This is a genomic window from Serratia sp. AXJ-M, assembly GCF_046531865.1.
Classification (GTDB): Bacteria; Pseudomonadota; Gammaproteobacteria; order Enterobacterales; family Enterobacteriaceae; genus Serratia; species Serratia liquefaciens.
Genome location: NZ_CP059394.1, coordinates 297,407 through 312,188, shown reverse-complemented (window position 1 = coordinate 312,188; position 14,782 = coordinate 297,407). Strand labels below are relative to the sequence as shown.

The window sequence follows — 14,782 nt, the reverse complement described above, 5'->3', positions numbered from 1 at the left end:
TAATAACTTACTGTTACGTTTTATTACTTACGGAGTCAAACATGCTCAACCGTTTGGAAAGCCTGACTCAGCGCGTTGGTGGTAGTAATGAATTAGTTGATCAATGGCTTCAGGCTCGCAAGCAATTGCTGGTCGCCTATTGCACCCTCGTGGGTATCAAACCGAATAAAGAAAAGCATACGCCGCTGAATGAAAAAGCGCTGGAGAACTTTTGCCATAATCTGGTGGATTACCTTTCCGCCGGTCATTTTCATATCTATGACAGAATTATCAAGCAAGTGGAAGGCGCATCCAGTCCGAAAATGACGCTGTCGGTAAACATCTACCCCAAACTGTGGGCAAATACCGAACAGATTATGGCATTTCACGATCGCTATACCGAAGTGGATATCGATCAGGATGTGTGCCTGGAACTCCATCAGGCATTGTCGGATATCGGTGAAACTCTGGCGGCACGTTTTACCCTGGAAGATAAGCTGATCCAACTGGCGACCGAAGCCTGGCAACAAACGATGCCGGATAAAGCGCTGGATCAGGCACGTTAGAATTTTGTAGTTTTTTTTATTCACCCTCCTATACTGGGGGCATCTTGTCGGAGTGCCTAGCGCCTGATTTGTTCATCAAATTGGCCAGGCTGAGACCGTTAATTCGGGATCCGCGGAACCTGATCGGGTTAATACCCGCGAAGGGAACAAGAGTAATCTATCGCCACAGGCAGGTGATCCCAACAGGGATAATCCCGCCCTGTCGGCCAGCATCATTACTCCCTCCGAGCTCCAGACAAGCAACATTCCCAACCCAACACACTGGTAGGAACTTGCTATGTCTAACGTTAAAAAACCCCGTGCCCGTAAAGAGCAACGCGAAGAAGCCCAGCAGTTTATCGATACCCTTCAGGGCGTGTCCTTTCCCAATTCACGCCGGATTTATCTGCAGGGCTCACGCAACGATCTGCAGGTGCCGATGCGTGAAATCCAGCTTAGCCCGACGCTGCTTGGCGGCGACAAAGACAACCCACAGTACCAGCCCAACGAAGCCATTCCGGTATACGACACTGCCGGTCCTTATGGCGATCCGCAATCTGAACTTAATGTGCATACCGGCCTGGTAAAACTGCGTGCAGGCTGGATAGCTGAACGCGGTGATACCGAACTGCTCAATGGCGTCAGTTCCGGCTTTACCCAGCAGCGCCTGGCGGATGAAGGTCTGGATCACCTGCGTTTTGAACATCTGCCGCGGCCGCGCAAGGCGCAACCCGGCAAATGCGTCACCCAGTTGCACTACGCCCGCGCTGGCGTAATCACCCCTGAGATGGAGTTTATCGCCATCCGCGAAAACATGGGCCGCGAGCGTATCCGTGGCGATGTCCTGCGCCAGCAGCATCCAGGGCAAAGTTGGGGCGCCAATCTGCCGGAGAACATCACGCCGGAATTCGTTCGCCAGGAAGTGGCCGCTGGACGCGCCATCATCCCCGCTAATATCAACCATCCCGAATCCGAGCCGATGATCATCGGTCGCAATTTTCTGGTGAAAGTTAACGCCAACATCGGCAACTCGGCGGTGACCTCATCCATCGAAGAGGAGGTCGAAAAACTGGTCTGGTCCACCCGCTGGGGCGCGGATACGGTGATGGACCTGTCCACCGGCCGCTATATCCACGAAACCCGCGAATGGATCCTGCGTAACAGCCCGGTACCGATCGGAACGGTGCCTATCTATCAGGCGCTGGAAAAAGTGAACGGCGTGGCGGAAAACCTGACCTGGGAAATGTTCCGCGATACGTTACTTGAGCAGGCAGAGCAAGGCGTTGACTACTTCACCATCCACGCCGGCGTACTGTTGCGCTATGTACCGATGACCGCCAAGCGCCTGACCGGCATCGTCTCGCGCGGCGGTTCGATCATGGCTAAATGGTGTCTGTCACACCATCAGGAAAACTTCCTGTACCAGCACTTCCGCGAAATCTGCGAAATTTGCGCCGCCTATGACGTCTCGCTGTCCCTGGGAGATGGCCTGCGCCCCGGCTCAATTCAGGACGCCAATGATGAAGCGCAGTTCGCCGAACTGCACACGCTGGGCGAACTGACTAAAATTGCCTGGGAATATGACGTGCAGGTGATGATCGAAGGCCCGGGTCATGTACCGATGCAAATGATCCGCCGCAACATGACCGAAGAGTTGGAGCATTGCCACGAAGCGCCGTTCTACACCCTTGGCCCGCTAACCACCGATATCGCCCCGGGCTATGACCACTTCACCTCCGGCATCGGCGCCGCGATGATCGGTTGGTTCGGCTGCGCCATGCTGTGTTACGTCACGCCGAAGGAGCACCTCGGGCTGCCGAACAAAGAAGACGTCAAACAGGGGCTGATCACCTACAAAATTGCCGCCCACGCCGCCGATTTGGCCAAAGGCCACCCGGGTGCCCAGATCCGCGATAACGCCATGTCCAAGGCGCGTTTCGAATTCCGCTGGGAAGATCAGTTCAACCTGGCGCTCGACCCGGCTACCGCCCGCGCTTATCACGACGAAACCCTGCCGCAAGAGTCCGGCAAAATCGCCCACTTCTGTTCCATGTGCGGCCCCAAATTCTGCTCGATGAAAATTTCGCAGGAAGTACGCGACTATGCCGCTGCGCAGGAAGCCGCCAAACCGATAGAAGTACAACTCACCGGCATGGAAAAAATGTCGGCCGAGTTCCGTTCACGCGGCAGTGAGCTCTACCACAGCGCCGGCAACCTGCAAGAGGAACTGAGCAATGACTGATATCACCACGCCTTTCCCCGCCACTCCGCACAAGCTGGGGTTATACCCGGTAGTCGACAGTGTCGAATGGATTGCTCGCCTGCTGGATGCGGGTGTTACCACCATCCAACTGCGCATCAAGGATTTGCCGGATGAGCAGGTCGAAGAGGATATTGCCGCCGCCATTGCGCTCGGTAAAAGGTACAACGCCCGGCTGTTTATTAATGACTATTGGCAATTGGCGATTAAACACGATGCCTATGGCGTACACCTGGGCCAGGAAGACCTGGAGACCACCGATTTGGCGGCCATTCACCGCGCCGGATTGCGTTTAGGCGTTTCCACCCATGACGACGCCGAGCTGGCGCGAGCCATTGCGGTGAAGCCTTCTTATATTGCGCTGGGGCATATCTTCCCGACGCAAACCAAAGACATGCCTTCCGCTCCCCAGGGCCTGGCAGAGCTGAAACGCCATATCCTCGGGTTGAGTGACTATCCGACGGTGGCGATCGGCGGGATCAGTATCGATCGCGTGGCCGACGTGTTGGCCTGTGGCGTAGGTAGCGTGGCGGTGGTCAGCGCCATTACTCAGGCGCCGGACTGGCGCGCCGCCACCGCTCAACTGCTGCAGCTGATCGAAGGCAAGGAGTAACGCCATGTTGAACGATCAAGAGTTCCTGCGTTACAGCCGCCAACTGCTGCTGGAAGATATCGGCCCGGAAGGTCAGGAGAAGCTGAAGCGTTCGACGGCGCTGATCGTCGGGCTTGGTGGCTTAGGCTCCCCTGCAGCGCTCTATCTGGCCGCCGCCGGTGTCGGTACGCTGTTGCTGGCCGATGACGATACGCTTCACGTCACCAACCTGCAGCGCCAGATCCTGTACCGGAGCCCCGACGTGGAAAAAAGCAAAGCCGCTCTGGCACAGCGCCAGTTACAGGCACTGAACCCGATGGTCGAGTCCATTGCGCTGGAACAACGGCTGCAAGGCGAAACCTTGCACCACGCCGTGGAGCGCGCCGATCTCATTTTGGACTGCAGCGACAATATGGAAACCCGCCATGCGTTGAACGCCGCCTGCATCAGCGCCGACAAGCCGCTTATCAGCGGCAGCGCGGTGGGCTTCAGCGGCCAGTTGCTGGTCATTGAACCGCCTTATGTCCACGGCTGTTACGCTTGCCTTTACCCGGAACAGGCAGAACCGCAGCGCAATTGCCGCACCGCTGGCGTGCTCGGCCCGGTGGTCGGCGTCATCGGTACGCTGCAAGCCCTGGAAGCGATAAAGATGCTGGCAGGTATGTCTTCACCACTGAACGGCAAACTACGGTTGTTCGACGGTAAACAACAAAGTTGGAGCACCTTGCAACTCAGCCAGGCCAGCACCTGTGCGGTATGCGGAGGGGCAGCATGAAGATCCGGCTTAATGACCAGCCGTTGGAACTGGCGCAGCCCCTGAGCGTCGATACTTTGCTGGAGCAACTGCAACGCCACCAGCCGGGTACCGCGCTGGCTATCAACCAAACCATCATCCCGCGCGCCGACTGGGCTAACCACCAGGTGCAGGACGGTGATGACATCCTGTTGTTTCAAGCGATCGCCGGAGGCTGACATGCTACAAATCGCCGATACCACCTTTACTTCACGCCTGTTTACCGGCACCGGCAAGTTCGCCACCCCAGCGCTGATGCTGGAAGCCCTGCAGGCCTCCGGTTCGCAGCTGGTCACCATGGCGATGAAACGCGTCGATCTGCACGGCGGCAATGATGCCATTCTGGCGCCGCTGCAACAGTTGGGCGTACGCCTGCTGCCCAATACCTCTGGTGCCAAAACCGCTGCCGAAGCGATATTCGCCGCCCGGCTGGCGCGTGAGGCACTCGGCACTCACTGGGTAAAACTGGAAATTCACCCTGATGTGAAATACCTGCTGCCAGACCCCATCGAAACCCTGAAAGCGGCGGAAACCTTGGTAAAAGAAGGCTTTGTGGTGCTGCCTTACTGCGGTGCCGACCCGGTGCTATGCAAACGGCTGGAAGAAGTGGGCTGCGCGGCGGTCATGCCACTCGGATCGCCAATCGGTTCCAACCGGGGGCTGCGCACCCGCGACTTTCTGGAGATCATTATCGAACAGGCCAAAGTGCCGGTGGTGGTGGACGCCGGTATCGGTGCGCCGAGCCATGCACTGGAAGCCATGGAACTGGGTGCCGATGCGGTGCTGGTGAATACGGCTATCGCCGTGGCACGCGATCCCGTACAGATGGCGCATGCTTTCCGTTTGGCCTTGGAAGCCGGTGAACTGGCGCGTCAGGCCGGTTTGGGCAGTAGCCAACGTAGTGCGGCGGCTTCCAGCCCGCTGACGGCTTTTCTCAGCCAGGCCGGGGAGACGTTGTGATGGCCGATGATTTCAGCCGCCGCTGGCAGCAGTTGGATTGGGACGACATCTCGCTGCGCATTAACAGTAAGACGGCGCGGGATGTGGAGCGTGCACTCAATGCGGACAAGCTGACGCGTGAAGACTTTATGGCATTGATCTCCCCTGCCGCGGCGCACTATCTGGAACCTTTGGCGCAACGTGCACAGCAACTGACTCGCCAACGTTTTGGTAACGTGGTCAGCTTCTATGTGCCCTTATACCTGTCTAATCTATGCGCTAATGACTGCACTTACTGCGGTTTTTCAATGAGCAATCGCATCAAGCGCAAAACCCTGGATGCCGCAGAAATCGAACGCGAGTGTCTGGCGATTAAAGCTTTGGGTTTTGAGCATCTGCTGCTGGTCACCGGTGAACACCAAACCAAGGTCGGCATGGATTACTTTCGCCAGCATATTCCGGCGATCCGCCGCCATTTCAGTTCGCTGATGATGGAGGTTCAACCGCTGGCGCAGGAAGAGTATGCCGAACTGAAAACGCTGGGGCTGGATGGCGTGTTGGTGTATCAGGAAACCTATCATCCCGCCACCTATCTGCAGCATCACCTCCGTGGGCAGAAACAGGACTTTCATTGGCGGTTGGCCACGCCGGATCGCCTGGGCTGCGCCGGGATCGACAAGATCGGTCTCGGCGCTCTGGTCGGGCTCTCCAACAGTTGGCGCACCGACTGCTATATGCTGGCCGAGCACTTATTCTACCTGCAGCAAACCTATTGGCAGAGCCGTTATTCCATCTCGTTCCCGCGTTTGCGCCCCTGCGCCGGCGGTATAGAACCGGCGTCGATCATGAGTGAACCGCAACTGGTGCAGTTGATCTGTGCTTTCCGGCTGTTCGCCCCCGACGTGGAACTTTCTTTGTCGACGCGTGAATCCCCGTTCTTCCGCGATCATATGATCCCGGTGGCGATCAACAGCGTCAGCGCCGGATCCAAGACACAACCCGGTGGCTATGCCGACGACGTGCCGCCTGAACTGGAGCAGTTCGAACCGCATGATGGCCGTACGCCGCAACAGGTGGCGCAAGCGATTAGCGATGCCGGTTTGCAGCCGGTGTGGAAAGACTGGGACGGCTATCTTGGACGTGGCGCGCAATAAGCTGTAATCCATTAACCATTGCAGAGAAATCCAAAGATAGACTGCGCAAAGTCTATCAACCAAGCTGGTGCCGAAAATCACACCGGCTATAGTCCCTCTGCCGGTCGCCAAACCCGGCGCCGGCCGGGGCCGTTACCTTCTCAATGGCCCCGCCTTACCCACCCCCGGATCGTACCGGATACCCTCCCGCGCGATCCGGGCCTTCCTTTTCGGTTTGCGCACTCATCAACGCGGTTCGGGGATTTTGACAAAGCCAACTGGTTGGACCACATTTAACCTCTCACCCCCGGCGGAATAATAACCATGAACCTGTACCTGCGACTGATTTGGATCTTTATCTCGTCACGCTGGAAAGCGCGCATGTCAATGGATGACCTGACCAGCACCCTGCAAACTCGAGTATGGCTAAATGATATCGATATCAATCTGCACATGAATAATGGCCGCTACCTGACGGTGTGCGACCTCAATCGGGTGGATATGTTTATTCGAACCGGATTAATGAAGCTGATGCTCAAGCGGCGTTGGTCGCCGATCGTCAGTCAACTGAATATGAATTACAAAAAGGCGCTGCAGCCCTTCCAACGTTATCAAGTCAGTATGACCATTACTCACTGGGACGATCGTTACTTTTATGCGACTCATACTTTCAGTGTCGGCGATCGGATTGTGGCACTGGGCACGTCACAGGCAGTCGTAGTCGGGAAAGAAGGCGTAGTGGCGCCAGAAGAAGTAGCAGAAAGCGTGCGGCAATATCAACAGGCGAGCAAGGTGTGACCACCTGCGCCGCGGTGATGTGATGAGTCCCTGATGCTGTAATGGCCCTGGCGTCGGCCGTGTATCTTTTTTTGCTGCCTGCCCCTAGCTTGAAGACAGGAGCAGGCAGCTTATTCTGTGAGACAGGCAGCCCCCCCAGGAACGCGAATCGCACATATAAGAGCTAATTAATCATATCAACGATAAAATGTGAATGTCTTTTGAGTGTTTTTTTGAGTGCTATTGAGTGTAATTTGAGTTTAGTCATGAAAATCAAACGGATATCGCCGCAGCCATCCTGACTTCATCTATAATCGAGCCAGCAGGCAACCTCGGGACAGCAAATGCTCGTGGTCAACATCAGAAAAATCGAGGTGATCATGAAAAAAACACCAAATTACGCAGAGGCAATCAGTATGTTGCTGGCCCAGAAAGGGGTAGGTGACAGAAAGCACGCATCAACCATGGCAAGCATTCTGAACCTTCAATATAACAGCGCCAAGCAGAAGCTGGACGGTAAAAGAGGCATCACTCTCGACGAGATAAAAAGAGTATTTCAATACTTCAATGAATCGTTTGAAGGACGCAGAGCCCACAACTGCGTGTTTATCATGAACAGCATACATAAACGGTGCAATATCGAGGTTGATGACAAGCCGGTAGACAGCATTGAGGACGGGGAAACCTATGCGTTCAGAAAAGACGATCTTTTTATTATTAACACCGGCAGAGATAAAAGCGCAGGCGCAGAGCTGTATAAGGTCAGGAAAATAGACTTTCTTCCGGCACCCAGAATTGCCATCCTCGACAATGACCAAGACATCCTGGAGTTGCTAAAAAAAATCACCACCCGCTACGGTATCGAAACAGAGACTTTTCCAACCGCTAAGGCGATCATCGACAGCCTGGAGCAACATACCTACGAGGCCTTTATCCTTGATTGGCTGTTAGACTTTGGCGAGACATCAGAAAAGGTCGTAGAAAAGATAAAAGACCGAGTGGATACCCATGCACAAATCATCATCCTGACAGGCCAGTTACACCACTATGAGAAAAACATCGGCGATATGATATTAAACTACGACGTACATTTGATTGAGAAACCAGCCAAGCCGCTGATTATTTCTTCACTGTTGCTTTCCCATTTGTTTTTCAACTGATTTTATTGGCAAGCAAATGAGGAATGACGAGCCTTTACCTTCAACAGATTTTACTCTGAGGGTGCCCTTCATCCTGGTCACATAGTTCTTTATAATGGTCAGGCCCAAGCCCAGCCCCTGGCGCGTCTCTCTTTCCACCCCCTGATTAAATGCTTTATATAATCTGTTAATATTTTTCACGTTAAAGCCGATACCGTTATCTTTCACCAGAAGATAAAGACGACCGTGACAAACCTTCACATTCAGAATTACCAAGCCGCAATGGGTATATTTATCGGCATTACCCAACAGATTGACGATTATTCGATATAACTTGTATTTATCGGAATGAACTTCCCCTGAATAAGACGAATACCGGACAATAAATTTATTGCGACCGTCCCCACCCACCGCAGCAACAGCATCGTCAACCACCTCATTGAGTGAAAACAGAGAATCATTGACCTTTACTTCCCCCATTTCAAGCCGTGAGTAATCCATGACCTCACGCGTTTGCTCTGCAATTTTATTGCCGTGATGCGAGATGAGCCTGGCCTCTTTTTTTAACTCATCCTGCACCAACTCATGCTCCATGATGTCTGCCGCAATCACGATGGCCTGCGTTGAGCCGGCTATCTCATGGTAAATGGAAGAAATAAAGATATTCTTATTCTTAACTATCTCCTTCAGTGAAAACGCATGCTTCAAAATCAGGAACATCATCAAGAAAATCAGCACCAGTGAAATAATAGCAAACAGCTCGGCTTTACCTGAATTATCTTTGATGATGTCTTTAACCTCGGTGAAATTCCTTATCTGTATTTTGTAGATTATCTCTTGAATATCGACCAGGGTAATTTCCATCTCGTCCATAAAGGAGAGTATATCTGCTCTGGTTTTGGTGCCATTTAACAACTCAACGCTAAGTTGATCCAGCTCAGCATACTGCTGCTTCAAAACCGCAATGGTTTTTATAAATTCTTCATCATAATAAAAAGCATCGCTGAACGTCGAGCGCCCCTCAAGAATGGCAATTTTTGATGCAAATATTTTCTTTTTGAGCATAAAAGCGTCGTAGTTATCCTCATCGCCCAGCAGCAATGCGGTTTTTGTCCTTTCAAATGACAAAAAGAGGATTTCAGCAACGGAGTAATTATCGAGATTGGGCTCAATCTGCTTGTATCGCTCTTTCACATTGCCGAAATTTGTGGCAATCAGTAAAACTAAGAGCACCAACACTGCAACCAGAGCGACAAGCGTCCCGATAAATTTTTTGCTCATTTCACTTAACCTCTAGCATCTTTATCTGCCAAACGGTTTTTGCGTTCACATCAATATTGTTCAACTCTGGGTGGCTATCACGAGGATAGATAATCGCAAAAGGCCCTAACTGTGCGACGTCCATAAGCTCGCCATTTTTCTTATAGGCGATAATAGCCTTGTATTTAGCCAACTCAGCAACGGGCATTGAATATGAATAATCATCCCAGGCAAAAGCGCGAACCTTACTTCCCGTCAGGCCATATTCCTTTGTCAGCACGCTAAACTCAACGCCGGTAAAAACGGCCTCAGGAGTGAAATTGGTAGAGGTTTTAATCGAAGAAGATGGCATCGCCTCTAATGCCTTTAGCGTAATCTTAACCTTCTCGCCATCGCTCTTTTTAAGATAAAAATAATCAACGCCAGCACAGAGTGGAGCGCTAAACAGAGACATCAGAAATAATGCTATCAATCCTTTGATTTTCATTACTTATCACCTTTACGTTTAACCAGCTCCGCCTGACCAAACTCATCCTTGCCAATGGCAACCCACCCGCGCCGCTGATAAAACGCTTCAGCCTTCGATCCCGGATCGGTAGTGAGATGGATCTCTTGAGCGCCATTTTCGAATAACCATGCCGTTACTGCATTCAGTAAGGCAGAACCTATCCCCTTCGACTGGTATTCCGGTTTAACAAACAGCCCACCGATCAAGGGTTCAGGAATAAAGAGCCCGAAACCTACGCCGGCGTAATCATCACCGCATTTGCAAATCCAACCACCACCCTGGTTAATATCATCCAGTGCCTGGGTCCTATGAAGATATTGGATCTGGTGAGGGTGAAGCGGGTTCTCTTCGACGGAGAATCTAATTTCATACAGGTAAGGCAGGTGTTTTGCCGTAAGTTTCTCGAAGGTGATCAGGCTGTCCATATCTGTACAATCCTTGGTTGTAATAGCACGCAGGTGATTTTAGCCATTATTTCGGGTTTATTCATAGTAGCAAAGATTCCCCCTGCCGGAGCGGGCAAAAAAAAACCGCCCCCGGAGGAGCGGTTTATCTGGCAAGGAACCGGCAAGCCGGATCCCGAGTGCATTCAACGATTAATCGTTGTTGCCGCCCAAGCCTGCATTCAGCAGTTCAGCCAGGTTAGCCGTTGCTTCTTCCGCGCTCACCTGCGGAACAACTGGCACTTCACCCTGTGCTTTACGGCGCATACGGTCCTGATGATAAGCGTAACCGGTACCGGCTGGGATCAGACGGCCCACGATGACGTTCTCTTTCAGGCCACGCAGTTCATCACGCTTACCGGCAACAGCCGCTTCGGTCAGAACACGCGTCGTTTCCTGGAACGATGCTGCGGAGATGAAGGACTCGGTCGCCAAGGAAGCCTTGGTGATACCCAGCAGATCGCGTGAGAAGGTTGCCTCGATTTTGCCTTCAGCAGCAAGCTGACGGTTGGCAATCTTAACGCGTGACACTTCAGCCTGCTCGCCTTCCAGGAACTCGGTGCCACCTGCGCTGACGATGGTGCCTTTACGCAGCATCTGACGAACGATAACTTCAATGTGTTTATCGTTAATCTTAACGCCTTGCAGACGGTAAACTTCCTGCACTTCGTTGGTGATGTAGCGGGTAACCGCATGCACACCACGCAGACGCAGAATGTCGTGCGGAGATTCTGGGCCGTCAGAAACAACGTCACCGCGCTCCACAACTTCGCCTTCAAACACGTTGAGCTGACGCCATTTTGGAATCATCTCTTCGTAAGCGTCGCTGCCGTCCAGTGGAGAGATGACCAGGCGACGTTTGCCTTTGGTCTCTTTACCGAACGAGATAATCCCGCTGATTTCAGCCAGGATTGCAGGCTCTTTCGGACGACGTGCTTCGAACAGATCCGCAACGCGTGGCAGACCACCGGTAATATCCTTGGTACCGCCGGATTCCTGAGGAATACGCGCCAGAGTATCACCCGCACCGATCTGAATGCCGTCTTCCAGCTGCACAATCGCTTTACCTGGCAGGAAGTATTGAGCAGGCATATCAGTACCTGGGATCAACACGTCGTCGCCTTTGGCATCAACGATTTTCAGTGCCGGACGCAGGTCTTTACCGCTACCGGTACGCTCTGCGCTGTCCAGTACAACCAGAGAAGACAAACCGGTCAGTTCGTCGGTCTGGCGTGTAATGGTCTGGCCGTCAACCATATCAGCGAAGCGGATGAAACCACTCACTTCGGTGATAACTGGCATGGTGTGCGGATCCCAGTTAGCAACGGTTTCGCCGCCGTTAACTTCTGCACCGTCACCTTTGCCCATCACGGCACCATAAGGCACTTTGTAGCTTTCTTTGGTACGGCCGAATTCGTCGATCAGCTTCAGTTCGGTGTTACGAGAGGTAATCACCAGCTTGCCTGCGGCGTTCATGACGAACTTCACATTGCTCAGCTTCAGGCTACCCTTGTTTTTCACCTGGATGCTGGATTCAGCAGCCGCACGAGATGCCGCACCACCGATGTGGAACGTACGCATCGTCAGCTGTGTACCCGGCTCACCGATTGACTGTGCCGCGATAACGCCGATAGCTTCGCCTTTGTTGATGATGTGACCACGTGCCAGGTCGCGACCATAGCAGTTTGCACACACACCAAAGTCGGTTTCACAGCTCACTACGGAACGGACTTTAACGCTGTCGACAGAGTTCTCTTCCAACAGGTCACAGGTCTTCTCGTTCAGCAGGGTGTTGCGTGGCACCAGGATGTCAGCCGTACCCGGCTTGATAACATCTTCTGCTGTCACACGACCCAGAACGCGTTCGCGCAGTGGCTCTTTAACGTCACCACCTTCGATAACCGGAGTCATCATGATGCCGTTGTGAGTACCACAGTCGTCTTCGGTAACTACCAAGTCCTGCGCCACGTCAACCAGACGACGGGTCAGATAACCGGAGTTAGCCGTTTTCAGTGCGGTATCCGCCAGACCTTTACGAGCACCGTGCGTGGAGATGAAGTACTGGAGTACGTTCAGACCTTCACGGAAGTTCGCGGTGATTGGCGTTTCGATGATGGAGCCGTCCGGCTTCGCCATCAGACCACGCATACCGGCCAGCTGACGAATCTGAGCGGCGGAACCACGCGCACCGGAGTCGGCCATCATAAAGATGCTGTTGAAGGAAACTTGTTGTTCCACAACGCCGTCACGGTTAACCACGTCTTCAACCGACAGGTTTTCCATCATCGCTTTAGCAACACGTTCGTTTGCCGCAGCCCAGATATCGATCACTTTGTTGTAGCGTTCGCCGGCGGTAACCAGACCAGATTGGAACTGCTCCTGGATCTCGGCAACTTCGGTTTCCGCTTCTTCGATGATCTCCGCTTTCTTGGCCGGGATAACCATGTCGTCGATACCTACGGAAGCGCCTGAACGGGCTGCGTAAGCAAAACCGGTGTACATGATCTGGTCAGCAAAGATAACGGTCGGCTTCAGGCCCAGGATGCGGTAACAGGTGTTCAGCATCTTGGAGATAGCTTTCTTGCCCAAAGGCTGGTTAACGATCGAGTACGGCAGACCGCGCGGCACGATCATCCACAGGATGGCGCGACCAACGGTAGTGTCGATGATCGAAGTCTGGTGTACAGACTCGCCTTCGGTGTTTTTGATCTCTTCGGTGATACGCACTTTGACACGCGCATGCAGAGAAGCCAGACCGGCGCGGTAAATACGCTCCGCTTCTTTCGGGCCGCTCAGCACCATGCCTTCGCCTTTGGCGTTAACACAGTCACGGGTCATGTAGTACAGACCCAATACAACGTCCTGAGAAGGAACGATGATTGGCTCGCCGTTCGCAGGTGACAGGATGTTGTTGGTAGACATCATCAACGCACGCGCTTCCAGCTGAGCTTCCAGCGTCAACGGTACGTGAACAGCCATCTGGTCACCATCGAAGTCGGCGTTGTATGCCGCACAAACCAGCGGGTGCAGCTGGATTGCCTTGCCTTCGATCAGAACAGGTTCAAACGCCTGGATACCCAAACGGTGCAGGGTTGGTGCACGGTTCAGCAGTACCGGGTGTTCGCGGATAACTTCGTCCAGGATATCCCAAACGACAGCTTCTTCGCGCTCAACCATTTTCTTGGCGGCTTTGATGGTGGTGGCCAGGCCACGCAGCTCCAATTTGCCGTAGATGAACGGTTTGAACAGCTCCAGTGCCATTTTCTTAGGCAGACCGCACTGATGCAGACGCAGGTATGGACCTACGGTGATTACAGAACGACCAGAGTAGTCAACACGTTTACCCAACAGGTTCTGACGGAAACGACCCTGTTTACCTTTGATCATATCGGCCAAAGATTTCAGAGGACGTTTGTTCGAACCGGTGATGGCACGACCGCGACGGCCGTTATCCAGCAGGGCATCTACCGCTTCTTGCAGCATACGCTTTTCGTTGCGCACGATGATGTCAGGCGCAGCCAGATCCAGCAGGCGTTTCAGACGGTTGTTACGGTTGATCACGCGGCGATACAGATCGTTCAGATCTGAAGTCGCGAAACGACCCCCATCCAACGGAACCAGCGGACGCAGATCCGGCGGCAGTACCGGCAGCACGGTCAGGATCATCCACTCTGGCTTGTTGCCAGACTGCACGAACGCTTCCAGCAGCTTGATACGCTTGGTCAGCTTCTTACGCTTGGTTTCGGAGTTGGTTTCGTTCAGCTCTTCACGCAGCTGCTCGCACTCGGCTTCCAGATCCATGTTTTTCAACAGGGCCTGAATAGCTTCCGCACCCATCTTGGCGTCGAATTCGTCACCGAACTCTTCCAGCGCATCCAGATACTGCTCTTCAGTCAGGATCTGACGACGCTCGAGGTTAGTCATACCGCCTTCAACAACCACATAGGATTCGAAGTACAGTACACGTTCGATGTCACGCAGCGGCATATCCAGCAGCAAACCGATGCGCGAAGGCAGCGATTTCAGGAACCAGATGTGCGCAGTCGGTGAAGCCAGCTCGATGTGGCCCATACGCTCACGGCGTACTTTGGTCTGGGTCACTTCAACGCCGCACTTCTCACAGATCACGCCGCGGTGTTTTAAGCGCTTGTACTTACCGCACAGGCACTCGTAGTCTTTTACCGGCCCGAAGATACGGGCGCAGAAAAGGCCGTCACGTTCTGGTTTGAACGTACGGTAGTTAATGGTTTCCGGCTTTTTAACTTCACCGAACGACCACGAACGGATCATGTCTGGCGATGCCAGAGCAATCTTGATCGCATCAAACTCTTCGGTCTTAGTTTGCGCTTTCAGAAACTTCAATAAGTCTTTCACGGATTGGCTCCTGTCGGAGTTAAACCTGTTGGGTGCACGC

General features: G+C 53.3%; 13 protein-coding genes and 1 riboswitch. Of the genes, 9 read left to right on the top strand and 4 right to left on the bottom strand.

The genetic code is table 11. The annotated features are described in order from the left end of the window. The first annotated feature begins 41 nt into the window (after positions 1-41). The 9 genes from H0S68_RS01425 to H0S68_RS01385 all read left to right on the top strand — a co-directional run bounded on the left by H0S68_RS01425 (position 42) and on the right by H0S68_RS01385 (position 8,178). On the top strand, positions 42-545 hold the full coding sequence (locus H0S68_RS01425) for an Rsd/AlgQ family anti-sigma factor (RefSeq protein ID WP_020828731.1): 504 nt from the start codon (positions 42-44) through the stop codon (positions 543-545). Between the two features lie 38 nt (positions 546-583). Further along, a riboswitch (TPP riboswitch) is annotated at positions 584-708 on the top strand. A 114-nt stretch (positions 709-822) separates the two neighbouring features. Beyond that, a complete protein-coding gene (gene thiC / locus H0S68_RS01420) occupies positions 823-2,766 on the top strand; it encodes a phosphomethylpyrimidine synthase ThiC (protein WP_020828732.1) in 1,944 nt (647 codons plus the stop codon). Continuing rightward, positions 2,759-3,397 (top strand): thiamine phosphate synthase, encoded by a 639-nt coding sequence (thiE, locus tag H0S68_RS01415; RefSeq protein WP_187962151.1) that lies wholly within the window; start codon positions 2,759-2,761, stop codon positions 3,395-3,397. Before thiC ends, thiE begins: the two co-directional genes overlap by 8 nt. A gap of 4 nt (positions 3,398-3,401) precedes the next feature. After that, a complete protein-coding gene (locus tag H0S68_RS01410; RefSeq protein WP_410529107.1) occupies positions 3,402-4,151 on the top strand; it encodes a HesA/MoeB/ThiF family protein in 750 nt (249 codons plus the stop codon). Continuing rightward, positions 4,148-4,348 carry a sulfur carrier protein ThiS gene (gene thiS, locus H0S68_RS01405; RefSeq protein WP_201895828.1) on the top strand — a complete coding sequence of 67 codons (201 nt, stop codon included), beginning with the start codon at positions 4,148-4,150 and terminating at the stop codon, positions 4,346-4,348. Before H0S68_RS01410 ends, thiS begins: the two co-directional genes overlap by 4 nt. Before the next feature lies 1 nt (position 4,349). After that, positions 4,350-5,129, top strand: coding sequence for a thiazole synthase (locus H0S68_RS01400; protein ID WP_130016993.1), 780 nt, complete (start codon positions 4,350-4,352; stop codon positions 5,127-5,129). Continuing rightward, positions 5,129-6,262 carry a 2-iminoacetate synthase ThiH gene (gene thiH, locus H0S68_RS01395; RefSeq protein WP_410529106.1) on the top strand — a complete coding sequence of 378 codons (1,134 nt, stop codon included), beginning with the start codon at positions 5,129-5,131 and terminating at the stop codon, positions 6,260-6,262. Before H0S68_RS01400 ends, thiH begins: the two co-directional genes overlap by 1 nt. Before the next feature lie 303 nt (positions 6,263-6,565). Beyond that, the gene (locus H0S68_RS01390; RefSeq protein WP_230090449.1) at positions 6,566-7,039 is read left to right on the top strand and encodes an acyl-CoA thioesterase; all 474 of its coding nucleotides are present in this window, start codon (positions 6,566-6,568) and stop codon (positions 7,037-7,039) included. A 395-nt stretch (positions 7,040-7,434) separates the two neighbouring features. Further along, positions 7,435-8,178, top strand: coding sequence for a helix-turn-helix domain-containing protein (locus tag H0S68_RS01385; RefSeq protein ID WP_258090781.1), 744 nt, complete (start codon positions 7,435-7,437; stop codon positions 8,176-8,178). On the opposite strand, the gene H0S68_RS01380 is transcribed toward H0S68_RS01385, so the two are convergent. The 4 genes from H0S68_RS01380 to rpoC form a co-directional block, all read right to left on the bottom strand. Continuing rightward, a complete protein-coding gene (locus H0S68_RS01380) occupies positions 8,146-9,438 on the bottom strand; it encodes a sensor histidine kinase (RefSeq protein WP_020828740.1) in 1,293 nt (430 codons plus the stop codon). The genes H0S68_RS01385 and H0S68_RS01380 overlap by 33 nt on opposite strands. 1 nt (position 9,439) lies before the next feature. Then, positions 9,440-9,904: an oxidoreductase gene (locus H0S68_RS01375; RefSeq protein ID WP_410529105.1), complete on the bottom strand. Its 465-nt coding sequence runs from the start codon at positions 9,902-9,904 to the stop codon at positions 9,440-9,442. Continuing rightward, entirely contained in the window at positions 9,904-10,350 is a 447-nt protein-coding gene (locus H0S68_RS01370) for a GNAT family N-acetyltransferase (protein WP_020828742.1), read from the bottom strand. The genes H0S68_RS01375 and H0S68_RS01370 overlap by 1 nt, the downstream gene beginning before the upstream one ends. A gap of 171 nt (positions 10,351-10,521) precedes the next feature. Then, positions 10,522-14,742, bottom strand: coding sequence for a DNA-directed RNA polymerase subunit beta' (rpoC, locus tag H0S68_RS01365; protein ID WP_020828743.1), 4,221 nt, complete (start codon positions 14,740-14,742; stop codon positions 10,522-10,524). Positions 14,743-14,782 lie beyond the last annotated feature (40 nt).

Excerpts from the sequence above, each read along its gene's own strand:
- H0S68_RS01425 (WP_020828731.1), top strand. The coding sequence starts at position 42 with ATGCTCAACCGTTTGGAAAGCCTGACTCAGCGCGTTGGTGGTAGTAAT.
- H0S68_RS01400 (WP_130016993.1), top strand. The coding sequence starts at position 4,350 with ATGCTACAAATCGCCGATACCACCTTTACTTCACGCCTGTTTACCGGC.
- H0S68_RS01375 (WP_410529105.1), bottom strand. The coding sequence starts at position 9,904 with ATGAAAATCAAAGGATTGATAGCATTATTTCTGATGTCTCTGTTTAGC.
- H0S68_RS01385 (WP_258090781.1), top strand. The coding sequence starts at position 7,435 with ATGTTGCTGGCCCAGAAAGGGGTAGGTGACAGAAAGCACGCATCAACC.
- H0S68_RS01390 (WP_230090449.1), top strand. The coding sequence starts at position 6,566 with ATGAACCTGTACCTGCGACTGATTTGGATCTTTATCTCGTCACGCTGG.
- thiE (WP_187962151.1), top strand. The coding sequence starts at position 2,759 with ATGACTGATATCACCACGCCTTTCCCCGCCACTCCGCACAAGCTGGGG.
- thiC (WP_020828732.1), top strand. The coding sequence starts at position 823 with ATGTCTAACGTTAAAAAACCCCGTGCCCGTAAAGAGCAACGCGAAGAA.
- H0S68_RS01380 (WP_020828740.1), bottom strand. The coding sequence starts at position 9,438 with ATGAGCAAAAAATTTATCGGGACGCTTGTCGCTCTGGTTGCAGTGTTG.
- H0S68_RS01410 (WP_410529107.1), top strand. The coding sequence starts at position 3,402 with ATGTTGAACGATCAAGAGTTCCTGCGTTACAGCCGCCAACTGCTGCTG.
- thiS (WP_201895828.1), top strand. The coding sequence starts at position 4,148 with ATGAAGATCCGGCTTAATGACCAGCCGTTGGAACTGGCGCAGCCCCTG.
- thiH (WP_410529106.1), top strand. The coding sequence starts at position 5,129 with ATGGCCGATGATTTCAGCCGCCGCTGGCAGCAGTTGGATTGGGACGAC.
- H0S68_RS01370 (WP_020828742.1), bottom strand. The coding sequence starts at position 10,350 with ATGGACAGCCTGATCACCTTCGAGAAACTTACGGCAAAACACCTGCCT.